Below are 21,672 nucleotides of genomic sequence, written 5' to 3'. Positions count from 1 at the left end.
GCGCATGAGTTTGTCTTCATACTGCCAAATAAACTCAAAACACAACGCTGACCAGAGGCAACAGCCTGCGTATAACGCCCCTCAGCAACCAAACCCGGAGGGACTGACATGCGCGTGTATTATGACCGCGATTGCGACATCAACCTGATCAAGGACATGAACGTGGCCATCCTCGGCTACGGCTCCCAAGGCCACGCCCACGCGCTGAACCTGCGCGACTCGGGCGCCAAGAACGTTGTCGTCGCCCTGCGCGAAGGCTCCGCATCCATCGCCAAGGCCGAAGGCGAAGGCCTCAAAACGATGGGCATCGCCGAGGCGGCAGCCTGGGCCGACCTGATCATGTTCACAATGCCCGATGAACTGCAGGCCGAAACCTACAAGAAATACGTACACGACAACATCCGTGAAGGTGCCGCGATTGCCTTCGCCCACGGCCTGAACGTCCACTTCGGCCTGATCGAACCCAAGCCCGGCATCGACGTGGTGATGATGGCGCCCAAGGGACCCGGCCACACCGTGCGCGGCGAATATGTCAAAGGCGGCGGCGTGCCCTGCCTCGTGGCCGTCGACAAAGACGCATCAGGCCGCGCACTGGAAATCGGTCTGTCCTACTGCTCGGCTATCGGCGGTGGCCGCTCGGGCATCATCGAAACCAACTTCCGCGAAGAATGCGAAACCGACCTCTTCGGTGAACAGGCCGTTCTGTGCGGTGGCCTCGTGGAACTGATCCGCATGGGCTTTGAAACGCTGGTCGAGGCGGGCTACGCACCCGAGATGGCGTATTTCGAATGCCTGCACGAAGTGAAGCTGATCGTGGACCTGATCTACGAAGGCGGCATTGCCAACATGAACTACTCGATCTCGAACACGGCCGAGTACGGTGAATACGTTTCCGGCCCCCGTGTCCTGCCCTACGACGAGACAAAAGCTCGGATGAAGGCAATCCTGACCGACATCCAGACCGGCAAATTCGTGCGTGACTTCATGACGGAAAACGCGGTTGGTCAGCCCTTCTTCAAAGGCACACGTCGCATCAACGACGAACACCAGATCGAAGAAACGGGCGAGAAGCTGCGCGGCATGATGCCGTGGATCTCGGCTGGCAAGATGGTCGACAAGTCCAAGAACTAAGTTGTCCTACGGAAAAGGCGCCCAATTAGGCGCCTTTTTCATCCAACAGCGGCGGCGTAACGCTCGCCCAATACGAAATCCCAACCGCTGTCATAGTTCTCACGCTTGGCGTGGGCCTCATCTGCCCAGACTTCCCAACCACTATGGGTCAGCGTGACACGCGTCTTGGCCTCGTTGATCGCATCGAACTGAACATCAACGCGTGTTGCGGAATCCGCATTGCTGCCCGGGTGCCAAGTCATTGCCAGATTTCGGCCCACCTCGAACTCCAGCACTTTGCCCCAGTCACTGCGTGTACCGTCATACATCGTCTCATACACTGCCCCGCCCACGTGCGGTTCGATTGTCACTGCAAGCGCAGCTTTCCCTGTCGCGGCTGACACCGCGTGCCGATCCATCGGCCACCAGGTCGCAATTCGGGTGACAAAGATATCGAATGCACGGTCAGCCGCACATGGTACGTCAATTGTTTTGATGATTGGACTGGTCATGCGCCGTGCCCTCCATTTGCTGAACATCCTCGGCAAACTCCTGCATCACCGCATCCCAGAACTTATCAAGATAGGCCCGCAACTCCGCGAGTCCTTCGGCCCTGACCGAGTAGATGCGCCGCGTTCCCTCGGCGCGCGCATGCACCAGGCCAGCATCTGACAGAACCTTCAAATGCTGTGAAACCGCCGGTCGAGATACAGGAAGGTTGCGCGCCAGAACTGCAACTGAACTGGGCGAATGGGCCACTGCCTCGAACACGGATCGCCGCGTCGGATCAGAAAGGGCTGCAAGCGATTCTTCGTAAGCCATGACTTACGGTAAGCAATAGCTTACGGTTTGTCAAAGCCGTGGAAATGCAGCATCAAACGAATGTTGCCCCATGGGTGTCATCAGAACGGCGCGGCTGCCCGCATCCCGTCGCATCCACCCTTGCCCCTCCATCCGGGTCAGCATGGCACGACCAAGCGAACCGGCCAGATGGTTGCGCCGTTCGGACCAGTCAAGGCAGGTCCGGCACAAAAGGGTCCGCCCCTTCTCAAGCGCCGCCAGATCAATGCCGAACCCGGATGCAAAGTCGCGCCCAGTCCCGGTCAGTATGACGTCTTCACCATCTTCAGCCAGCAAGTCACGCGCGATCAGGCTGCGATACATCTGCACCCCCATCCGTCCGGCCAAGTGATTGTAACACACCCGCGCCACCTGCATCTGAGCATCCTTCGGCCCTGTCCGCACCCGCGTGGCGCCACGCCGTGCGGCCAATCCCATCAGGGCTTCCAGCACACCCGCAACCTCGGCATCCGCAAGATGAAAGTATTTGTGACGCCCTGATTTGCGCGGGCTGACGAGATCCGCGTCCGTCAGCTTGGACAAATGCCCACTGGCCGTGGACAACCCCACGCCCGCTTCTTCGGCCAATTCGGACGCGGTCAGTGCGCGCCCGTCCATCAAGGCGGTGAGGATATTGGCACGCGCCGGGTCACCGATCAACGCCGCGATTTGCGAGATATCTGGACCTTCTTTCATAGTTCGACCGTAACCGAAGTATTGACGCAAGTCAAAGTGCTACACCGGCGGCGTGAACGAAAGGACCCCATATGCTGACCTGCATCATTCAATATCAGATCGACCCAACCAAACGCGCGGCCTTTGCCGAGTATGGTCAACGATGGGGCGAAGCGATCCCACGCTGCGGCGCAGACCTTGTGGGATATTTTGCGCCGCACGAAGGATCATCCACGCTCGCCTATGGCATCTATCACATTGAAAACCTTGCCGCTTACGAAGAATACCGCGCCCGACTCGCCGCAGACCCGCTGGGACGTGAGAATTACCTGTTTGCACAATCCGAGAAATTCATTCTCAAAGAAGATCGGACATGGCTGACCAACGTCTCAATGCCGCAGGGAGGTTCCACATGATCGCTGTCATCTTCGAGGTTTGGCCCAAGGACGGGCATCGCACCCCCTATCTGAACAGGGCCGCTGCGCTCAAAGAACACCTTGGCGACATCCCCGGGTTCATTTCGGTCGAGAGATTCGAGAGCCTTGTGGAGCCGGGCAAGCTGCTGTCGCTGTCGTTCTGGGAAGATGAGGCCGCCCTCGAACATTGGCGCAAGCTGCCGGAACACCGCGACGCACAATCCGCAGGACGCGATATCCATTTCGACAACTACCGCCTACGTGTGGCGGGGGTGATCCGTGACTATGGCATGACGGAACGAGACGAGGCGCCCGCCGACAGCAAGGCGCTGCATGACCGATAGCCCGCGCATCACCGCAGCCAGTTGGGTGATGGTGGCCATCCTCGGTTTCACCTGGGGTGGCACCTTTCTGGTGACCGAGATTGCCCTGACCGGGATCACCCCGTTCTGGCTGGCCGCTGGGCGCATTTGCTTTGCCGCCATATTGATGGTCGCCATTTGGACTGCACTTGGTGCCCGCTTGTTCAAAAGCCCCGTGCCATCGGGCACGTGGTTGTCGTTGGGCGCAATTGGCGGGTTCAGTTCCGCGATCCCTTTCATGCTGCTGGCATGGGGACAACAATACGTCACCTCGGGTTTTGCAGGTGTTTCGATGGCATCCGTCGCGCTGATCGTGCTGCCGTTGGCACATCTGCTGGTTCCTGGCGAACGCATGACCGTGCGACGTAGCCTCGGCTTTGTCATCGGGTTTGTTGGTGTCTGTATCCTGATCGGCGGCCAAGCTTTTGAGGCCAGCGGCGCCCAGTTAGAGACCGCTGGACGGATTGCCTGCATCGGGGCGGCAAGTTGCTACGGCATCTCATCCATCCTGATGCGGCGCCTGCCGCCGGTGGATCCGATCGGGCTTTCGACTGTTCTGCTGCTGATCGCCGCTCTGATCGTGCTGCCCGCCGCCTGGATTGTTGAGGGGCCGCCGCCCCTGCCGAACACACAGACTGTCGTGGTCATCGCCTTTCTCGGGCTGATCCCCACAGCGGCGGCCAACATGCTGCGCGTCTTGGTGATCCGCAGCGCAGGGCCAGTCTTCATGTCGATCACGAACTACCAGGTGCCGATCTGGTCCGTTGTCATGGGCGCTGCACTCCTGAACGAACCACTGCCTCCAAGCCTGCTTTGGGCCATGTTGCTGATCCTCGCCGGTGTGGGCCTAAGCCAATACGGCGCACTACGTAGGCTGTTCGTACGCTGATCCCTGCTTCATTTCGTCAAGTACACCGCCCCCGGGAGAGCCCGGTAGGCATCACGGCGCGACGGCTGCCTCTACCGCTTTGACGACGTGCTCCACACTGGCGTTAAGCACGGTTTCGTCTTCGCTTTCCGCCATGACCCGGATCAGCGGCTCGGTCCCGGATTTGCGGATCAGCAACCGACCGTTGCCATTCAACTGGCCCTCGGCCTCGGTGATGGCCGTCTTGACGCTGTCCATATCCAGCGGAGCCTGCCCGGCAGCGAAACGTACATTCTTGAGAAGTTGAGGAACGGGGTCAAAAACATGCAGTACCTCGCTGGCCTGCTTGCCGGACTGCACCAGTTCCGCCAGGAATTGCAGCCCCGCCATAAGTCCGTCGCCAGTCGTGGCGTAGTCGGTCATCACGATGTGACCCGATTGCTCACCGCCCAGATTGAAGCCACCCTCGCGCATGCGTTCAACCACGTAGCGGTCGCCCACACCAGTGCGCTCCAGACCAACACCGCGCCCTTGAAGGAAGCGCTCAAGGCCCAGATTGGACATGACTGTCGCGACAAGCGCATTGCCCTTGAGCCGCCCCTCAGCCGCCCAGCGGGCCGCCATGAGGCCCATGAACTGATCGCCGTTGCCCACACGCCCCTTTTCATCCAGCAGGATGACCCGGTCAGCATCCCCATCAAGGCAAATGCCGACATCGGCGCCATGCGCCACAACCGCTTCCGCTGCCGTTTGGGGCTGGGTGGACCCGCATCCCTCGTTGATATTGTGCCCGTTCGGCGCCACCCCGACCGGGATGACCGTGGCCCCAAGTTCCCAAAGGGCTTCGGGTGCCACGCGGTAGGCGGCGCCATTCGCGCAATCCACAACCACCTTCAGTCCGTCCAGCCGCATCTGGCGCGGGAACGAGGATTTCACACGTTCCACATAGCGGAAGCGACCATCATCAATCCGCTTCGCACGCCCGATTGTCCCCGCGGGGACAGGGTCAACCCCTTGGGACACAAGGTTTTCTATTTCCGCTTCCGCCGCATCGCTCAGCTTGTAGCCATCGGGACCAAAGAACTTGATACCGTTGTCATGGGCGGGGTTGTGGCTGGCTGAAATCATCACGCCCAGATCGGCCCGCATGGATCGCGTCAGCAACCCGACGGCCGGTGTTGGCACCGGCCCCAGCAGCAAGACATTCATGCCCGTGCTGGTCAGACCTGCCGTCAGCGCGTTTTCAAACATGTATCCGGACAGGCGCGTATCCTTGCCAATCACTACGCGGTGCACACTGTCGCCATCCCTGCGAAAGTACCGCCCCACTGCCGCGCCGATGCGCAGCGCCATCTCGGCCGTCATGGGCGCGGTGTTGGCCGTGCCGCGGACGCCGTCCGTCCCGAAAAGCTTTGTCATGCTAGCGATGTGCCACGGAAGCGCGCCACAGCGCAATGGCCTGCGCGTGTTCGGCAACGTCATGCGCACGAATGATCTGCACACCTTGGGCAAGGGCGGCAAGGGCCACGGCCACCGAACCGGGCGCACGGGCGGAGGCTTCGGGCGCGTTGCCGATGGTGCCAATGAACCGCTTGCGCGACGCACCCAAAAGGATCGGCACACCAAGGCTGTGAAACAGGCTGATCCGGTTCAGCAGGGTCAGGTTGTGATCCAGCGTCTTGCCAAACCCGATGCCGGGGTCAGCGATGATCTTGTCCCTGGCAATGCCCGCCGCCTGCAATGCCGAAATCCGTTCGGCGAGAAAGTCATAAACGTCGAGTAGAACGTCACTGTAAAATGGATTGTCCTGCATGGTCTGCGGATCACCCTGCGCATGCATCACGCAAACAGGCACACCGCGCGTGGCGCAGAGCGTGGCAAGAGCAGGATCGTAGGTAAAGCCCGACACATCGTTGACAATGGACGCACCGGCATCCAGCGCCGCCTCTGCGACCGCAGCCTTGCGCGTATCAATAGAAATGGGCGTGGTCACGCCTGCAGCGCGCAGGTCGCGGATCACCGGCGCAGTACGCGCGATTTCTTCATCCATGTCCACTGTTGCAGCGCCCGGCCGGGTGCTTTCGCCCCCGATATCGAGGATATCTGCGCCCTGCTTTATCAACGCCTGACCATGCGCTACTGCATCGTGGCGCGCGTTGTGCTGTCCCCCGTCCGAGAAGCTGTCGGGTGTAGTATTCAGGATGCCCATGATCTGCGGCGCAGACCCAGGGTCTCGAAACCGCGCGCGTTCGACATCTGTTAAGTCAGACACCGGAACGATATGTGCGGCGTCGGTACGTGACAGGGTTTCGGCATGTGTGAACCAGCACCCGCCAAAGACAATCGCCTCATCCGGACGGGCTGGTCCCACCTGCATCAACGGGCGGACATACCGCATTACAGCTTGGCCTGATCCACGGGAACCGCGCGCAAAGCAACCGGGGCATCCTTGGGACCATCATCGCCAATCACAAGCATTTCCAGAACGTCAAACGTGGCTGCAAACCACGATGCCAATGCGACAGCATCCGCGCCTTTAGCAGAGGGGCCGTCCACCGCATCCAAAACGATCTTGGAGGGCGCCCAGACGCAGGCCTGACCGTTCCGCATGGCCCAATCCAGCTCGGTCCGGGTGTCCACGACCTTGCACCGCGAGTCACGGGCCGCGAGCACCCACGCATTCTGTTCGATGGCGAGCAAGTCGATGCGCCGTTGCGCCAGCGGGTGGCTGGCCTCAGGCGCGTCAATATCGGCGGGCCCAACACAGAAGATCAGGGGGCGGCCCATCGCCTCAAGCTGATCAATCCAACCACTCAGGTTTTCGGAGGCTATGGCCTCATTGGACAGATACACCAGTTCGGGGTGCATCACGTCCTCTTCCATATCCTCGGTCGCGACGGGACGGGCCGTGCCCCGGCTGCGCACAATCTCGACCCCCAGCGCGCCCGGGCCACGGTCCAGTTTCTCGATGCGGACAAAGACACGCATCGCCTGCGGTTCCATCAGGATGCGGTCGGCCACACGTTCGGACAGGGTTTCAAGCAGGTTCAGACGTTCGGCGGCCAGTTCATAGGCGATCGCCTCAGTCACCTTGTCATAGGACAGGATGCGATCCACGTCGTCATCAATCGGACCGGTGAGCGGGCGCACCTCGACCACGATGTTGAAACAGATGCGCTGCGTGACTCCACGCTCGGCCTGAAAGGCGCCGATTTCGACCTCGACCGTGTGGTCGCGGACCGAGATGCGATCCAGTGGTGCCGATGTGGCAGTTGCTTCCGACCGTTCAGACGGATGGGAAAAGGCAAGACGGATTTCGGACGCCATGATGCGGACCTATGCAGTCAAAGTTGCGTCCTTCTACCCAAGCTGTCCCCGCGGGGACAGGGGCAAAGACGCCGCCCTTGGGCCCGAAAACGTCAGTTTGAGGCGGTGCGGAAGGTGTGCCGATAAAAGACATGCACGCCGATGGCAGCCGTCTTGGTGTAAACGCGGCTCCAGCGTGGGCGCACTGCGGTCGTGTGATAGTGCGTTGCACCTTCTGTCAGGGCAGGCGCACGACCATCCAGAACGGTTCGGGCCACTTTGGACACACGCTCAAAGGCGCGTTGCTCGCGGATGGTTTCCGGAGCGCCATCGCAGGTATAGGTAAATTGACACTGGTACTTGCGCCCCGTCCCTTGATTGATCACGCCACAGACACTGTCGGGAAAACGGGCGCTGCGCACACGGTTCATAATGACCTCGGCCACGGCAAATTGACCTTTGACCGTTTCTCCACGCGCCTCGAAGTAAAGTGCCTCGCTCAGGCACCGCCAATGTGCATCACCCAAGGCTTTGGGCTGTGCATCAACCCAGCTGCGCGAAAACGATATGTCGGTATTCCTGTCCGGTTCCGTCAGCAAAGCCGCAAGCCGTGTTGACGGCACACCTCGCAATCCACGATTCTCCGCGTTTCGCAACGCCTCACCAGTTACACTCGTATTCTCGGCATCTGCCGCAGCAAGCTGCGTCCCTGCCAGCATGGACCATGCCAGCAGCGCCTTTACCAAACGTCGCATTGATCACCCCAGGATCGTTTCCGATCAGCGGCATTTAGGGAAAATTGACCAGTTCGTCCAGTTTTTGGGCGATTTGGTCGCACATGGCCGCTATGCGTGGGCGCGATATCGCTTGTGAGATGCCTCAGCATACTGTGGCGAATGGAGCGGAAACCTACCCGATTTTGTGGGAAATTGCCAATTGAGCGGAAGCCAGCCGAGCCACCGGAACCCTGAACGGAGAACACGAAACATAGTCAAAACCAGCCTGCCGACAGAAGGCGATTGATTCGGGGTTGCCGCCATGTTCACCGCATATGGACAGCGTCACGTCCGGCCTGGCCGCCCGCCCGCGTTCTGAACCAAGTTTGAGCAACTCGCCGACACCATCGATATCGAGAGAGTGAAACGGGTCTTCGACAAAGACCTCTTGCCTGACATAGTCGGACATGAACCGCCCAGCGTCGTCCCGCGACAATCCATATGTCATCTGTGTCAGGTCGTTCGTGCCAAAGGACAGGAAGCTACAGTGCTGCGCGATGTCACCCGCCCGTAGCGCCGCGCGTGGCGTTTCAACCATGACGCCAAGACGGTAGTCAAAGTCCTCTCCCCTTTCAGCTGCAACGGCCGCCGCAATTGCGTCGACGCGTGTGCGCACCAACTCGACCTCCCTCTTGGCGCTCACCAGCGGGATCATGATCTCGGGTACGACTGGCGCACCGTCACGGCCAGCATCAAGCGCTGCTTCGAAAATCGCACGGGCTTGCATATCGTAAATCTCGGGGACGGTCACCCCAAGACGCACGCCGCGCAGACCGAGCATCGGGTTATATTCGGTCATCGCCTCGATCCGACGGGTGACATCGGACAGGGGCAGGTTCAGCGCATCAGCAAGCTCGCGTTGACCGTTGCGATCGGTGGGCAGAAATTCGTGCAGCGGCGGGTCAAACAGGCGGATACAAACCGGCTTGCCCTGCATGATGCGGAAAAGCTGGTTGAAGTCAGTCCGCTGCATGGGCAAGAGCCGTTCCAGCACCGCCCGCCTGTCGTCGCTGGTTTCGGCAAAGATCATCTCACGCATGAGCGTCAGTCGACCCGGCTCGAAGAACATGTGCTCTGTCCGGCACAACCCGATGCCTTGGGCATTGAAATTGCTTGCGGTTTTGGCGTCGGCTGGTGTGTCGGCATTGGCGCGGATGTCGATATCGCGCTCGGCGTCGGCCCAATCCATCAGGTCGGTAAACGCGTCATCAAGGGCCGCTTCCTGCATCTTGGGCGCGCCCAAAAGGATCGTACCATTGGTGCCGTCCACGGTGACGACGTCGCCCGCGGCGACTGTGCGCCCGTCCGGCGTCGTCAACAGCCCTTTGCGGGTCTGGAAGCGGATGTCGCTCACCCCCACCACGCAAGGCAGTCCAATGCCGCGCCCGATCACAGCCGCATGGCTGGTGATCCCGCCACGTTCAGTGATAACGGCCTTGGCCGCATGCATACCCCGAATATCCTCAGGCGAGGTTTCGCGGCGGACGAGGATGCAATCCTCGTTTCGAGCCGCGCTTGCTTGTGCTTCATTGGAGGAAAACACCAGCTTGCCTGTGGCAGCACCAGGGCTGGCGGCAATTCCGGTGCCGAGAATGTCACGCTTGGCATGGCGATCCACCTGCCGGTGCAACAACTCATTCAATGCGCGCGGTTCGATCCGCATCAGTGCCTCTTGCCGCGGAATGATTCCGTCACGCGCAAGCTGTACGGCAATCCGGACCGCTGCGCGGGAAGAGCGCGCCACGCGTACACCGTCAAGAATATGCAAGCGCCCGTTTTCAATGGTGAATTCGACCTGCATCTCTTCGCGCAGTTTGGTGCGCATTAGGCGGGCGTGCTCAACCAATTGGGCGAAAACATCCGGCACCAGCTCCTCAAATGAGGGGCCACGGGGGTCTCGTGTGATAAATAGCGACTTTGCATCGCTCCGCAGGGCGTCGCGGCCCTGGCTTTGGCGCAAATAGCGCCCCGTGATCTGCGGCATGCCGGTCTTTGACGACACCAGCTGCAGGACGCCCGACCCGCTTTCGCCCTGCCCGACGCCAAAGGCCATTTGCTGTACGATCAGGCCCAGACCTGCTTCTGCGGGGGCGCCTTTGGCCTGCCGCAGCAGGCGGGCGGAGGTGCCTTCCCACGCACGGGCCATGGATTTGAGAACGCCTGCCAATTGTTCGGCTTGCGTTGCAGGGAACGCGAATTCCGTTTCAATTTCATAAGCTTCCAAGGTCTGTCGCAGCGCGTCCGGCCCTTCGCCAGTCACGTCATCGAACATGTCCGGGTCCAAGCGGTCGACATGGATGGCGTAGCTTTGCACGAAGCGCGTGAACAGCGCCGCAGCAGCGTCAGCGCCAAGCGTGTCGCAGAGCGCCGCGTACCGTGTTTTGTTCATGCCGACATTAAGGATGGCGGAGGGGCCGCCCCAATCCGGGTCCTCGGACGAGGGGCGGACGCAGAGCAGCGCCTCGTCCGGGAATTGGTCAAGAATCGCTGGAATATCAGGGAGATGGCCGCTGGCGATGTCGTGCACGGCATCGAAGGACAGCGCCACCGTGGGCGGCACCGGCAGGTCGAGCCGGGTCAGCCGTTGCAGGCATTTTGCCCGCCCGCCATGGGTTTCGGTGGCGATGGGGGCGGTGGGGGTGACCAAGGTGGTGTTCGGGTTATTCTGCACTGCGGCATCGCTCCTTTGCGAGGCGCAGCATAGCTGTAAAGCTTGACCGCACAAGGGTTTAGGATGTGCAACTTTCGGCCTGTGACAGGGGGACACCCCCGGTGCAGCATCCGTACACCCCCTGTACACCGGGCGCGGGCGCAGAAACGCGGGTGCGCGCAACGGTTTTCGAGCGTTGGAAGGGGGCCAGCCCCCTTACCCCCGAAGTTTATCTGGCAAGATGAAGGAGATCAGCCTTCGACTTTGGTGAGGTCCGCGACCGACAGGCACAGCGTGCGGATGCGGCTGAGCAGGTTGAGGCGGTTTCGGCGGACCGTTTGGTTGTCGGCGTTGATCTGGACGGCCTCGAAGAAGGCGTCGATGGGGCCGCGCAGGGTGGCCATGGCGGACATGGCGGCTGCGAAGTCCTGCGCCTCCATCGCCGGGGCGATCTTGGCCTCGGCGGTATCGAGGGCTTCGAACAGGGCGGTTTCCTGCGGTTCCTCGGCGAATTTGATGTCGGCGCCGTACGAGTATTCGACCCCGTCGGCGTCCTCGGCCTGGGTCAGGATGTTGTTGGCGCGTTTGAAGCCCTGGATCAGGTTTTCGCCATCGTCCGTGGCGAGGGTTTCGGACAGGGCACGGGCCCGTTTGACCAGCAGGGTGAGGTCGTCGTTGTTCTGCATCGCGATGCAGGCGTCGATGATGTCGTGGCGAATGCCTTGGTCGCGCAGGTGGACTTTGAGGCGGTCGTGGAAGAAGGCGAGGAGGTCGCTAGCAAGAGGTAGTGTCTTTGAGCCAACATCGTTGAAACCGAAGGAATGCAGTACTCCCTCTCTATCCGCCTTGATCGCATCAAACTTGGATTGAAAATCGGCATCAAGCCGCAGGTTTTTTTCAAGGTCCTCGCACTCGTCCGAGGATGTGCTTTCCGCGAGCATGGCAACGTGAAGACCAATGCGTGCCGCAAAGGCATTTTTTAAAGCAAGTGCCAACTTGTTATCCAACACCAGCCGAATAATGCCCAACGCCGCCCGACGCAGCGCATACGGGTCTTTCGATCCTGTCGGCTTCTCCTCAATCGCCCAAAAACCAGTCAGCGTGTCCAGCTTGTCCGCCAGTGCGACAGCAACCGACACCGGCGCAGTCGGCACATCATCCGACGGACCCAGTGGCGAATAATGTTCCTCGCACGCTTCCGGAACGCCGTCATTGTGACCCGCGGCTTCTGCGTAGTATTTGCCCATGATCCCTTGCAGTTCAGGGAATTCGTAGACCATTTCGGAGGCGAGGTCGGCTTTGGCAATCCGGGCGGCCTCGGCGGCGAGGTCGGGTTTGGCGCCGACCACTGGCGCAAGTTCGCGGGCCAGTGCTTCGATCCGGGCGACGCGCTCGGCTTGAGATCCAAGTTTGTTGTGGAAGGTGACGTCAGCCAATGGCTTTGCCATGCCTTCAAGTCCAACTTCACGAACGGTGCGCAAGTCATTCTCCCAGAAGAACTTTGCGTCCGCCAGCCGCGCGCTCAGCACCTTTTCGTTGCCCGCCAAAATCGTAGCCCCATTGTCCGCCGTTTCGCGGTTGGCCACGGTGATGAACCGTTCGATCCGGCCCGTTTTGGGGTTCCGAACTGAGAAGAACTTTTGGTGCTCTTTCATCGAGGTTTGCAGCACCTCGGGCGGCAGGTCCAAAAAGTCATCGCCGATCTTGCCCATCAGCACCACGGGCCACTCGACCAGCCCCGCGACCTCGGCCAGCAGGCCTTTGTCCTCGACCACCTCCAGCCCGGACGCAAAGGCCGCGTTGGTCGCGTCGTTCCAGATACTGTTGCCCCGTTCGGAGGCGTCCAGCACCACGTGGGCGCGGGCAAGCTTGGCGCTATAGTCGTCAAAGGACGTGACGGCGAAGCGGCCCGGGGCCATGAAGCGGTGCCCTTCGGTGGTGTCGCCGAAGGTGATGCCATCAACCTCGCCCGGTACGACGCTGTGCCCTGCCTCATCCGTCAGGATACAGAGGACCGAGTGCAGCGGACGCACCCATTTCAGCGCGCCAGTACCCCAGCGCATGGATTTGGGCCATGGGAAATTGCGGATCGTCGCCTCAAGCACCTCGGCAATGATCTCGGCCGCGGGACGGCCCGGTTTTTCGATCACGGCAAAGAGCACGTTACCCTTGGGCGTCTCGCGCTCCTCGACCTGGTCGCGGGTCAGGCCCGCGCCGCGCAGGAACCCTTCGATCGCCTTTTCGGGCGCGTCGGCCTTGGGGCCTTTGCGCTCTTCCCGGGTGGTGGGGCTTTGATCCAGCAGACCTTCGACCGTCAGCGTCAGGCGGCGCGGCGTGGTAAAGGCGGCGGCAGAGGCGTAGGTCAGCCCAGCCTCGACCAGACCGTTAGTGGCCAGCTTTTGCAGGTCCTCGCCCGCGCGTTTTTGCATGCGTGCGGGGATTTCTTCGGAGAAGAGTTCGATCAGAAGGTCAGGCATTGGGACGCTCTAGAGATTGACGAAGAATTGGATAGCGATGGCGTTGGCAATATCGACAAAGAAGGCCGAGACCAAGGGCAGGATGACAAAGGCCATGGGCGACGGGCCATATCGTTTGGTCACGGCCGTCATATTGGCAATGGCCGTGGGGGTGGCGCCGAGGGCAAAGCCGCCGAACCCTGCCCCCAGAACGGCGGCCCGGTAGCCGCCGCCCATGAGCGGGAACAGGATGAAGATCACGAAAGCCAGTGTGGCCAGCGTTTGCAGCGCGAGGATCAACCCGATGGCCGCCCCCAGTTCAACCAGTGTCCAGAGTTGCAGGGACATGAGCGACATGGCGAGGAACGCGCCGAGTGCGATTTCAGAGATGAGCGCCAGTGCGGGGGTCCGCGCCACGGGGATTGCGTTTGGAAACAGCGCGCTGCGGGTGTTGGCGATCAGGATGGCCATGATCAGGCAGGGCACGAAGAGCGGGAGTTTTATGCCGGCTTCGTTCAGGCCGAGATGGGCCGAGTAGCCCCCGATGATAGCGAGGTTGAGATAGAGCAGCACACGCGAGACGGTGATCGGGTCGATGGGTGTCTTGGGGCCATTGTCGGCGGGCAGGCCAACCGTCAGCCCTTCGTCCGGTCGATCCGGGGTCAGGGTTTTGCCTTCCACCAGGTAGCGCGCAATGGGGCCACCAATCAGCGCGGCCAGAACGAGCCCAAGCGTGGCGACAGCAATCCCAAGCTCCGGGGCATTGGTCAGTCCGCTGGCTTCGGCCACCTCGGGCGACCACGCAATTGCCGTGCCGTGCCCTCCGATCAGGGCGGCGGAGCCGAACAAGACACCCGTAGCGGCGGGATAGCCCAACAGGACTGCCCCCACCGTGCCGATCCCGTTTTGCACGAGGATCATCACCAGAGTCAGGATCAGAAGCATTGCCAGTGGCTTACCGCCGGTAAGCAGGTCTTCGAACCGGGCATTCAGACCGATGCCGGCAAAGAACAGGACGAGGAAGAAGTCCCTGGCGTCCATCTCGAATGCGAACTGTACATCAAGGAACAAGTAGAGGAGCAGCCCGATCACGGCGGCGATCAGCCCGCCCGACACAGGTTCCGGGATGTTGAACCGGCGCAGGACCTCGAACTTTGCGTTGAGAATTGTCCCGAACAGGAAAACGGCGAGGCCCAGCGTGGCGGTGATGAAGGCTGGAACGGCCAGTGTCATTGACTGATCTGGTCGCGATCCGGGCATTCTTCGCCCACGATGGTGCCGTCATAGGCCTTGTCGCCGCAATCGTTCAATTCGTGCCAGACATAGCCACGCCCATCTTCGGTGATCGCGACGATGCGGTCGACACCGAAATCGACGTTCTTTTGCCCGAGGAACGGGAGGGCGGTGCCTGCGTCAAGTTCTGCCGCGATGGCTTCGGCGTCGAAGCAGTCGAACCAGCCCGGCGCGTTGCGCGGCGTTGCCTCTTCCAGCCCCACATAGGTTTCGGTCAGCAGGGCCAGCGACATGTCCGTCGTGAAGCAGGCCCGATAGCGGATGGGCGAACTGTCGGCGTCGATGGCCTGGAAATCGGCAAAGGGGATGGGTTCCGGCGTGTCGGAGACGACGGACACCAGCTGCACCTCAGCCGTCTCAACCTCTTCGTAGAAGCCGTAGATTTGCAGGTAGTAGAGGGTTGCGCCTGCGATGATGGAACTCAGCACGATGACAACCCCGATGATTTTGCCGCTCACGCCGCATCTCCCGGCTGCCAGCCACCGGCCGGAGTTTGCACGAAGGCATCGGCGCATTGCTTGGCCAGCGCGCGGACCCGCCCGATGTAGGCTTGCCGTTCGGTGACTGAAATCACGCCGCGGGCGTCCAGAAGGTTGAAGATGTGGGAGGCCTTGATGCACTGATCATAAGCCGGGTGCACCATGATGATGCGCTTGCCGGTTTTGGGGTCGTCATGCGCCTGGGCTAGAATTTTTTCGCACTCGGCCTCTGCCTCTTCGAAATGACGCAGCAACACCTCGGTGTTGGCGACATCAAAGTTCCAACGGGCGTATTCTTCTTCCGTCTGCTTGAAGATGTCGCCGTAGCTGAGGGCGATGGGCGTTTGCGGGTCATTGAAGGGCATGTCCATCACGTGATCGACGCCGAGGATGTACATCGCCAGACGTTCCAACCCATAGGTCAGCTCACCCGACACCGGATGGCAGTCATGCCCACCAACCTGTTGAAAATAGGTGAATTGCGAGACTTCCATGCCGTCGCACCACACTTCCCACCCAAGGCCCCACGCACCAAGCGTTGGGCTTTCCCAGTCATCCTCGACAAAGCGGATGTCGTGCAACGCCATATCCACGCCGATGGCCGCAAGGCTGCCCAAATACAGCTCCTGAAGATCGGGGGGGCTGGGTTTGATCAACACCTGGTACTGGTAGTAGTGCTGCAAGCGATTGGGGTTTTCACCGTACCGCCCATCTGTGGGGCGGCGCGAGGGCTGGACATAGGCCGCGGCCCAGGGCTGCGATCCGAGGCTGCGCAGCGTTGTGGCGGGGTGAAAGGTCCCTGCCCCGACCTCCATGTCATAGGGTTGCAGCACCGCGCAGCCCTTGAACGCCCAATAAGTCTGAAGGCGTAGGATGATTTCCTGGAAGGAACGGGGCGGTGTAACGGTGTCGGACATGGGTCAAGCCATCGATTGAATTGCGTGACTTACCTACGGCCCGCCCCCCAAATGGTCAATTGCGCGCGAGGTGGGTTTTTTACGGGTATTCCACCATTTCCATTAGAGCGGAATCCTGCTTAATCTGCCGCCCACGGAAAGCATGGCACCAAGACCAACCAAGGGGATATCGGGTGATGTTGAAGCGTATTGTGCTGGCGTGGGTTGTCCTGCTTGCGTCGGTGGTGACCTTGAGTGCGCAGGACGATGCCGTCTGGATCCAGATCGAGGCGCGACCCAACCTGAACGAAGCGACCGCGCGTGCCCGTGTCTATGCCGCTGATCTGCCTGATGTGAATGGCTTTTCCCTGGGTGGCGGCTGGTACGGCATTGCCCTTGGCCCCTATGCCCGATCAGATGCCGAACAGGTGCTGCGTGTGTACAGGTCCGAGGGCGTGATCCCGCGCGACAGCTTCATCGCGTTCACCTCGTCTTTCCGACAGCAATTCTGGCCCATCGGTGCGAATGTGCTGAACCGGGGCGTGGTACAGGCCCCTGTGCCAACCGAGCCCGAAGAGACCACGCCCGTCCTGGACACCCCTGCCCCGCCGCCCGCTGACGAAACCCCGGCACAGGCTCAACGCAGCGAACGGCAGTTGAGCCGCGCCGAGCGCGAAGACTTGCAGATCGCGCTGCAATGGGCCGGAACGTATCAGGGGGGCATTGACGGCGCCTTTGGCCGTGGCACCCGCAACGCAATGGCACGGTGGCAAGAGCAAAAGGGCTTTGACGTTACCGGCATTCTGACGACACAGCAGCGGGTTGTCCTGTTACAGGACTACAATTCCGTTCTGGATGGTCTGGGCCTTGAGGTCCTGAGGGACGAGACAGCCGGGATCGAGATGGTGATGCCCACCGGTGTCGTTGCATTTGAGAAATACGAGTATCCGTTCGCCCATTACACAGGCATGGGGGACATTGAAGCAACCGTACTGCTGATCAGCCAGGAGGGCGATCAGACGACCCTTTTTGGCCTCTATGACATCATGCAGACCTTGGACATCGTGCCGCTGGACGGTCCGCGCGAGCGCAAGGACCGGTCCTTTGTCCTGGTTGGGGAAGATGCAACGCGCGTGTCGGAGACCCGGGTTGCGCTGGAAGATGGGCAGATCAAGGGGTTTACCGTGGTGTGGCCCGCGGGTGATGAAGAGCGTCGCACACGCTTGCTGGACGAAATGGAAAAGAGCTTTGTCCGGATCGAAGGCGTAATCCCTGCCAGCGCCAGCACGCAGGAACAGGCGATTGATCTGGTCTCCGGGCTGGAGGTGCGCAAACCGCGCTTGTCGCGCTCCGGGTTCTTTGTTGACAATCGTGGCACTGTTCTGACCACCTCCCAAGCCGTGGACAGCTGTACACGCGTAACTGTCGATTCCGAAACGGATGCAGAGGTTGCGGTGGTAAATGAAACGCTTGGCGTTGCTGTACTGAAGCCCACATCCACCCTCGCCCCGTTGGCAATCGCGCGTTTCAGCGATGTACAACCGCGCCTGCAGTCCGAAGTGGCCGCCGCCGGGTTCAGCTTTGAAGGCGTGCTGGGCGCCCCTTCGATGACGTTTGGCACGCTCAGCGATGTGCGTGGTCTGGGCGGTGAGCAGAACCTGTCGCGCCTTACCATGAATACGTTGCCGGGTGACGTGGGCGGTCCTGTTTTGGACGCCGGTGGCGGTGTTCTGGGGATGCTCTTGCCCCAGGAGCAAGGCGGCCGCGCCCTGCCCGATGGCGTGCGCTTTGCACTGGATCGGGAGGCGCTGCAGGGTGTGCTTGCCGAGGCAGGGTTGGCTGCGGCCAGCACGAACAGCGCTGCCCCGATTGACCCGGTTGATCTATCAGCTGCGGCAACGGGCATGACGGTGCTGGTCAGCTGCTGGGACTGATAAGGGTTTCAATCAAATCGAACACACTTCGCCGACGGTCGTTAGGACTGCGTTAACAGGCATGAACACAGGTTAAGGCCAAGGCGTGGGAGCGCTGTACCTTATTCAGTGATCGGAGTGTGTCATGTTCAAACCCTTTTTCAAATCCATCGTTGCGGCGATATCCATCGCAGTGCCTGCCGCAATCGTCCTGGCCGGAACTGCGAGCACCGCGACGGCAAGCACTGCGGTCGTCAAACCATCGCCCGCCTATCAGGGCCAGTGGTGGACCCATCCGCTGGGCTGCGAATACAGCCGCGCGGGCCGTCCCGGCGAAACGATGTGGTTTCTGATCGTCAACACACGGAAAAAGGGATGCCCGGCCTATATCTCAGGCACCACCTGGGGCGGGATCTACCGCGCTCAGGGCTCCAAGACGTAGTTTGGTGGGCGCACCACAGGTGCGCCTTACCCTGATATCTGGGGCGTCAGGTAGATCAAGGTTGGACCGTCGGCATTGAATGCAGCGCGGACGGTGTCCTGCATCTCGTCCAGCGTTTGCGGGGCGGCTGCATGGGCTCCGAAGGCTTCGGCCAGTTTGCAGAAATCCGGGTTGCGGGCGACCACGGCGTTGGGGGCGATCTGGGCGCGCACCATACTTTCTTCGATTTCCTTGAGCTTGCCATTGTCCCAGAGGATGATGGGCAGCGGCAGGCCCAGTTCGACGGCCACTCCAAGTTCCTGCATCGTGTAGTGAAAGCCGTAGTCCCCGATGATCGCCATTGTTGGCTTGCCTTTGCGCGCAACAGCCCCGCCGATGGCCGCTGGAGTTGCGTAGCCGAGGGTGCCGAAGCCAGTTGGGTGGTGCCAGTGGCCGGGGCGGTCCATGTCCCAGACTTCCTTGGCCGTGTAAGCGAATTGGGTCATGTCGGAATAGATCATCGTGCCTTTGGGCAGGCAGTCTCGCAGAGAGTCGCAGACTGGGACGATACCGGGACGTTCGGCGTCAACCTCGGCGCGCCAAATGGTGCGCATTCGGGCAATTTCGTCTTCCGTCCATTCTGACGCGGGCTCTCGACGTGTTTCAGCAGGCCATTTGGCGAAAACGTTGGACAAGCCTTCGAGAAAACGTAAAGCGTCTTCTTGGATATGCGTCGACGATGGGTGCTCTTTGATGAGAACGTCAGTGTCAGTGTCAGTGTTCACCACGATTGCATCGGATGCATGCCCTGCGGTTGGCCGCCACAGATCGACTTCTGCCAAATCGGTGCCCACCAAAACAACGCAATCTGATTGCCGAAGAATGGCTTCGCTCGTCGGTCTCGCCAGCGTCGCGCCAAAGCAATATGGATGTTGCGCTGGCAGAATACCTCGTCCGGCGTAAGTAAGAAATGCCGCAGCACCGGTTTGCTTTAGTACGTCAACGGCAGGGCCAAAACGCCCACCGGCGCCAACAGAGCCGCCTCCAAAGACAAAGATCGGACGTTTCGAACGCAAGATACGCCCGGCAATCTGTCGTATTTTTGCTCTGCGTAAATCGGTCAACCCACTGTCAAGAGCGCCGGATTGTGGAAGGCGTCGAACGGTTCCGAATCCTCCATCTTGTCGGCTCAACATCGAAAAAGTTGCAGCTGGTGTTTCCAAACGCTGGATCGGAACCTGAATATGCTTCGGTCGCCTTCGTTGCGTACCAAATTCCGTCAGCGCCTTGTCAATCAGCGCATATGCCGCCTCTGCCGTGCGCGCCTCTTCCGACCAGTCGCACACCGTTTCAGCCGCTGCGCGCTGATCCTTCATCTGGTGCAATTGCCCCTTCTTTGCCGCCGTTTCATCCAGACAGGACGAAATCACCAGCATCGGCACACTATCCGAATATGCCTGCCCCATCGGTGTCATGATGTTCGTCAGCCCGGGCCCGGTGATGACATAGGCTACGCCCGGTTTGCCCGTCGCCCGCGCATATCCATCGGCCATGAAGCCGGCACCCTGTTCATGCCGCGCCAGCACGTGAGTGATCCCCGCCTCTTCGATCCCGCGGTACATTTCCTGATTGTGCACCCCCGGAATGCCAAAGATCACATCGACGCCGCGGTCCTTCAACATGTGCGAAATTTGCGCGCCAAGGGGGCGAGTTTGGGCCATCAGGCTCTCCAGAATTGAATGGTAAAGATGACGTAGACGGCCATAAGCTCCAGCCGCCCAATCAACATCGCAGCGGCAAGCAGCCATTTAGCGGTATCGTTGAGACCCGCGAAATTGCCCGATGGGCCGATCTGTTCACCGAACCCCGGGCCAATATTCGCAAGGGCCGTGGCCGCACCGGACAGCGCCGTCACGAAATCAAGGCCTGTCATCGCCAATGCCACCGACAGGACACCAAGCGTCACCACGAAAAACATGAAGAAGGACATGACCGAGTTCAGCACATCCTCGCCCACAGGCCGCCCCGCGTAGCGCGGGGTGAAGATGCCATGCGGGCTGCGCGTCTTTTGCAGCTGTGCTTTGATCGAGGCGAACAGCAACTGATAGCGGAACACTTTGATCGAGCAGGCGGTTGATCCGGCGCAGCCGCCAATGAGGCCAGTAAAGAACAACACGGCAACCGCGAAACTGCCCCACTGACCGTAGTCGGCGTTGGCATACCCTGTGCCCGTCATCAACGACACGGTATTGAACAGGGCCGCCCGCACAGCCCCCTCGTTCACTGCATTTTGCTGCAGCAGATTCCACCCGGCGATCAGCGTGACGATAACCAAGGCCGTGACCAGAAAGACGTGGATTTGCCGGTCCTTCAGCAAGGGACGCGCGGTGCCCGCGCTGAGCTGCACAAAGCGCACGAAGGGCAAGGCCGCCAGGATCATGAACAAGGTCGCGACATAGGACGGCGCAGGGCCAAAGACGGCAAAGGACGTGTCGTAGTTGGCAAATCCGCCCGTTGCGATGGTGGTCATCGCATGCACCGTGGCATCGAATGCGCCCATGCCTGCCGCGATGTAGGCCAGCGCACAGATCAACGTCAGGGCGACATAGATCACCGAGATACGGCTTGCAATCTCGGTCGCACGAGGCAGGATTTTTCCAAATGTATCGAAGGCTTCGGTACGGAAAATCTGCATCCCGCCCACGCGCAGTTCAGGCAAAAACACCATGGCGACAACGATGATACCGATGCCGCCCAGCCATTGCAGGATGCCGCGCCACAACAACAACCCCTTGGGCAGCGCATCGAGGCCCGACAGGACTGTCGACCCGGTTGTGGTCAGGCCCGACATCGCTTCGAAAAAGGCGTCGACAAATCGGGCTTCGGTTGCACCGAGAAAGAAGGGTAGCGCACCAAAAATGGGCAGTGCCAACCAGACACCGGTGGTCAGAAGAAATGTCTGCTGAATGGTCAGCCCTTGCTTGAGACCGTTCTGGCAACTGAGTGCGATCATGCCTCCGACCATGACAGTGATCAGCGCACATTCGGCGAAGACGGGCCAATGCCCGCGTCCTTCGGCCAGATCAACCAGCATGGGCAGGATCATGGCCAGTCCAAGCACAGCCACGAGCAGGCCAATCACATATCCAACAGGGCGCAAGTCGATCATTGCGCTCAGCGTTGGCGGGCCGCGCGGGCGGTGTCAAGCAGG

At 60.6% G+C, this 21,672-nt stretch carries 20 protein-coding genes; 6 read left to right on the top strand and 14 right to left on the bottom strand.

All coding sequences use genetic code 11. From position 1 onward, the window contains the following. The first annotated feature begins 108 nt into the window (after window positions 1-108). Window positions 109-1,131: a ketol-acid reductoisomerase gene (gene ilvC, locus ACZ1HN_RS10440; protein WP_472727450.1), complete on the top strand. Its 1,023-nt coding sequence runs from the start codon at window positions 109-111 to the stop codon at window positions 1,129-1,131. A gap of 38 nt (window positions 1,132-1,169) precedes the next feature. Here ilvC and ACZ1HN_RS10435 read toward each other — a convergent pair whose 3' ends face one another. The 3 genes from ACZ1HN_RS10435 to ACZ1HN_RS10425 are packed head-to-tail and all read right to left on the bottom strand — an operon-like array spanning window position 1,170 to window position 2,646. Next, the gene (locus ACZ1HN_RS10435) at window positions 1,170-1,622 is read right to left on the bottom strand and encodes an SRPBCC domain-containing protein (RefSeq protein ID WP_472727449.1); all 453 of its coding nucleotides are present in this window, start codon (window positions 1,620-1,622) and stop codon (window positions 1,170-1,172) included. Next, entirely contained in the window at window positions 1,594-1,932 is a 339-nt protein-coding gene (locus ACZ1HN_RS10430; protein WP_472727448.1) for an ArsR/SmtB family transcription factor, read from the bottom strand. Before ACZ1HN_RS10430 ends, ACZ1HN_RS10435 begins: the two co-directional genes overlap by 29 nt. Before the next feature lie 30 nt (window positions 1,933-1,962). After that, the gene (locus tag ACZ1HN_RS10425) at window positions 1,963-2,646 is read right to left on the bottom strand and encodes an ArsR/SmtB family transcription factor (protein ID WP_472727447.1); all 684 of its coding nucleotides are present in this window, start codon (window positions 2,644-2,646) and stop codon (window positions 1,963-1,965) included. A 71-nt stretch (window positions 2,647-2,717) separates the two neighbouring features. Here ACZ1HN_RS10425 and ACZ1HN_RS10420 point away from each other — a divergent pair, with 71 nt between their 5' ends. Genes ACZ1HN_RS10420 through ACZ1HN_RS10410 form a run of 3 tightly spaced genes read left to right on the top strand, consistent with a single transcriptional unit; the run spans window position 2,718 to window position 4,292 of the window. Next, entirely contained in the window at window positions 2,718-3,041 is a 324-nt protein-coding gene (locus tag ACZ1HN_RS10420; RefSeq protein WP_299209477.1) for an NIPSNAP family protein, read from the top strand. Beyond that, the gene (locus ACZ1HN_RS10415) at window positions 3,038-3,385 is read left to right on the top strand and encodes an antibiotic biosynthesis monooxygenase family protein (RefSeq protein WP_299603924.1); all 348 of its coding nucleotides are present in this window, start codon (window positions 3,038-3,040) and stop codon (window positions 3,383-3,385) included. Before ACZ1HN_RS10420 ends, ACZ1HN_RS10415 begins: the two co-directional genes overlap by 4 nt. Further along, window positions 3,375-4,292 carry a DMT family transporter gene (locus ACZ1HN_RS10410; RefSeq protein WP_472727446.1) on the top strand — a complete coding sequence of 306 codons (918 nt, stop codon included), beginning with the start codon at window positions 3,375-3,377 and terminating at the stop codon, window positions 4,290-4,292. Before ACZ1HN_RS10415 ends, ACZ1HN_RS10410 begins: the two co-directional genes overlap by 11 nt. Before the next feature lie 51 nt (window positions 4,293-4,343). Here the strand turns inward: ACZ1HN_RS10410 and glmM are convergent, their stop codons facing one another. The 9 genes from glmM to ACZ1HN_RS10365 form a co-directional block, all read right to left on the bottom strand. Beyond that, entirely contained in the window at window positions 4,344-5,690 is a 1,347-nt protein-coding gene (glmM, locus tag ACZ1HN_RS10405; RefSeq protein WP_299209486.1) for a phosphoglucosamine mutase, read from the bottom strand. Between the two features lies 1 nt (window position 5,691). Further along, entirely contained in the window at window positions 5,692-6,669 is a 978-nt protein-coding gene (folP, locus tag ACZ1HN_RS10400) for a dihydropteroate synthase (RefSeq protein ID WP_472727445.1), read from the bottom strand. Beyond that, a complete protein-coding gene (locus ACZ1HN_RS10395) occupies window positions 6,669-7,598 on the bottom strand; it encodes a dihydroneopterin aldolase (RefSeq protein ID WP_472727444.1) in 930 nt (309 codons plus the stop codon). Before ACZ1HN_RS10395 ends, folP begins: the two co-directional genes overlap by 1 nt. A 92-nt stretch (window positions 7,599-7,690) precedes the next feature. Then, window positions 7,691-8,332, bottom strand: a complete 642-nt coding sequence (locus tag ACZ1HN_RS10390; protein WP_472727443.1) for a cell wall hydrolase — start codon at window positions 8,330-8,332, stop codon at window positions 7,691-7,693. Between the two features lie 154 nt (window positions 8,333-8,486). Next, window positions 8,487-11,024 (bottom strand): putative PEP-binding protein, encoded by a 2,538-nt coding sequence (locus ACZ1HN_RS10385; protein ID WP_472727442.1) that lies wholly within the window; start codon window positions 11,022-11,024, stop codon window positions 8,487-8,489. Window positions 11,025-11,254: 230 nt separating this feature from the next. Beyond that, window positions 11,255-13,480 (bottom strand): glycine--tRNA ligase subunit beta, encoded by a 2,226-nt coding sequence (glyS, locus tag ACZ1HN_RS10380; RefSeq protein WP_472727441.1) that lies wholly within the window; start codon window positions 13,478-13,480, stop codon window positions 11,255-11,257. A gap of 9 nt (window positions 13,481-13,489) precedes the next feature. Continuing rightward, window positions 13,490-14,692: a sodium/glutamate symporter gene (gene gltS, locus ACZ1HN_RS10375; RefSeq protein ID WP_472727440.1), complete on the bottom strand. Its 1,203-nt coding sequence runs from the start codon at window positions 14,690-14,692 to the stop codon at window positions 13,490-13,492. After that, a complete protein-coding gene (locus ACZ1HN_RS10370; protein ID WP_472727439.1) occupies window positions 14,689-15,210 on the bottom strand; it encodes a DUF6446 family protein in 522 nt (173 codons plus the stop codon). Before ACZ1HN_RS10370 ends, gltS begins: the two co-directional genes overlap by 4 nt. Beyond that, window positions 15,207-16,148, bottom strand: a complete 942-nt coding sequence (locus tag ACZ1HN_RS10365; RefSeq protein ID WP_472727438.1) for a glycine--tRNA ligase subunit alpha — start codon at window positions 16,146-16,148, stop codon at window positions 15,207-15,209. Before ACZ1HN_RS10365 ends, ACZ1HN_RS10370 begins: the two co-directional genes overlap by 4 nt. A gap of 176 nt (window positions 16,149-16,324) precedes the next feature. Between ACZ1HN_RS10365 and ACZ1HN_RS10360 the strand changes: the two genes are divergently transcribed. Next, entirely contained in the window at window positions 16,325-18,061 is a 1,737-nt protein-coding gene (locus ACZ1HN_RS10360) for a serine protease (protein ID WP_472727437.1), read from the top strand. A 124-nt stretch (window positions 18,062-18,185) separates the two neighbouring features. After that, window positions 18,186-18,482 carry a hypothetical protein gene (locus ACZ1HN_RS10355; RefSeq protein ID WP_472727436.1) on the top strand — a complete coding sequence of 99 codons (297 nt, stop codon included), beginning with the start codon at window positions 18,186-18,188 and terminating at the stop codon, window positions 18,480-18,482. A 26-nt stretch (window positions 18,483-18,508) separates the two neighbouring features. Here ACZ1HN_RS10355 and ACZ1HN_RS10350 read toward each other — a convergent pair whose 3' ends face one another. Next, window positions 18,509-20,143 (bottom strand): thiamine pyrophosphate-binding protein, encoded by a 1,635-nt coding sequence (locus ACZ1HN_RS10350; RefSeq protein WP_472727435.1) that lies wholly within the window; start codon window positions 20,141-20,143, stop codon window positions 18,509-18,511. A gap of 38 nt (window positions 20,144-20,181) precedes the next feature. Beyond that, window positions 20,182-21,630: a TrkH family potassium uptake protein gene (locus ACZ1HN_RS10345; protein WP_472727434.1), complete on the bottom strand. Its 1,449-nt coding sequence runs from the start codon at window positions 21,628-21,630 to the stop codon at window positions 20,182-20,184. Between the last annotated feature and the right edge of the window lie 42 nt (window positions 21,631-21,672).

The organism is Tateyamaria sp. GN1-10 (assembly GCF_055693845.1).
Note: the sequence above shows the minus strand (reverse complement) of the source record. Positions and strands in the feature narration are given on the sequence as shown.

Excerpts from the sequence above, each read along its gene's own strand:
- ACZ1HN_RS10420 (WP_299209477.1), top strand. The coding sequence starts at position 2,718 with ATGCTGACCTGCATCATTCAATATCAGATCGACCCAACCAAACGCGCG.
- ilvC (WP_472727450.1), top strand. The coding sequence starts at position 109 with ATGCGCGTGTATTATGACCGCGATTGCGACATCAACCTGATCAAGGAC.
- ACZ1HN_RS10435 (WP_472727449.1), bottom strand. The coding sequence starts at position 1,622 with ATGACCAGTCCAATCATCAAAACAATTGACGTACCATGTGCGGCTGAC.
- ACZ1HN_RS10395 (WP_472727444.1), bottom strand. The coding sequence starts at position 7,598 with ATGGCGTCCGAAATCCGTCTTGCCTTTTCCCATCCGTCTGAACGGTCG.
- ACZ1HN_RS10430 (WP_472727448.1), bottom strand. The coding sequence starts at position 1,932 with ATGGCTTACGAAGAATCGCTTGCAGCCCTTTCTGATCCGACGCGGCGA.
- ACZ1HN_RS10345 (WP_472727434.1), bottom strand. The coding sequence starts at position 21,630 with ATGATCGACTTGCGCCCTGTTGGATATGTGATTGGCCTGCTCGTGGCT.
- gltS (WP_472727440.1), bottom strand. The coding sequence starts at position 14,692 with ATGACACTGGCCGTTCCAGCCTTCATCACCGCCACGCTGGGCCTCGCC.
- ACZ1HN_RS10390 (WP_472727443.1), bottom strand. The coding sequence starts at position 8,332 with ATGCGACGTTTGGTAAAGGCGCTGCTGGCATGGTCCATGCTGGCAGGG.
- ACZ1HN_RS10360 (WP_472727437.1), top strand. The coding sequence starts at position 16,325 with ATGTTGAAGCGTATTGTGCTGGCGTGGGTTGTCCTGCTTGCGTCGGTG.
- ACZ1HN_RS10355 (WP_472727436.1), top strand. The coding sequence starts at position 18,186 with ATGTTCAAACCCTTTTTCAAATCCATCGTTGCGGCGATATCCATCGCA.
- ACZ1HN_RS10425 (WP_472727447.1), bottom strand. The coding sequence starts at position 2,646 with ATGAAAGAAGGTCCAGATATCTCGCAAATCGCGGCGTTGATCGGTGAC.
- ACZ1HN_RS10365 (WP_472727438.1), bottom strand. The coding sequence starts at position 16,148 with ATGTCCGACACCGTTACACCGCCCCGTTCCTTCCAGGAAATCATCCTA.
- ACZ1HN_RS10415 (WP_299603924.1), top strand. The coding sequence starts at position 3,038 with ATGATCGCTGTCATCTTCGAGGTTTGGCCCAAGGACGGGCATCGCACC.
- ACZ1HN_RS10410 (WP_472727446.1), top strand. The coding sequence starts at position 3,375 with ATGACCGATAGCCCGCGCATCACCGCAGCCAGTTGGGTGATGGTGGCC.
- glmM (WP_299209486.1), bottom strand. The coding sequence starts at position 5,690 with ATGACAAAGCTTTTCGGGACGGACGGCGTCCGCGGCACGGCCAACACC.
- glyS (WP_472727441.1), bottom strand. The coding sequence starts at position 13,480 with ATGCCTGACCTTCTGATCGAACTCTTCTCCGAAGAAATCCCCGCACGC.
- ACZ1HN_RS10350 (WP_472727435.1), bottom strand. The coding sequence starts at position 20,143 with ATGTTGAAGGACCGCGGCGTCGATGTGATCTTTGGCATTCCGGGGGTG.
- folP (WP_472727445.1), bottom strand. The coding sequence starts at position 6,669 with ATGCGGTATGTCCGCCCGTTGATGCAGGTGGGACCAGCCCGTCCGGAT.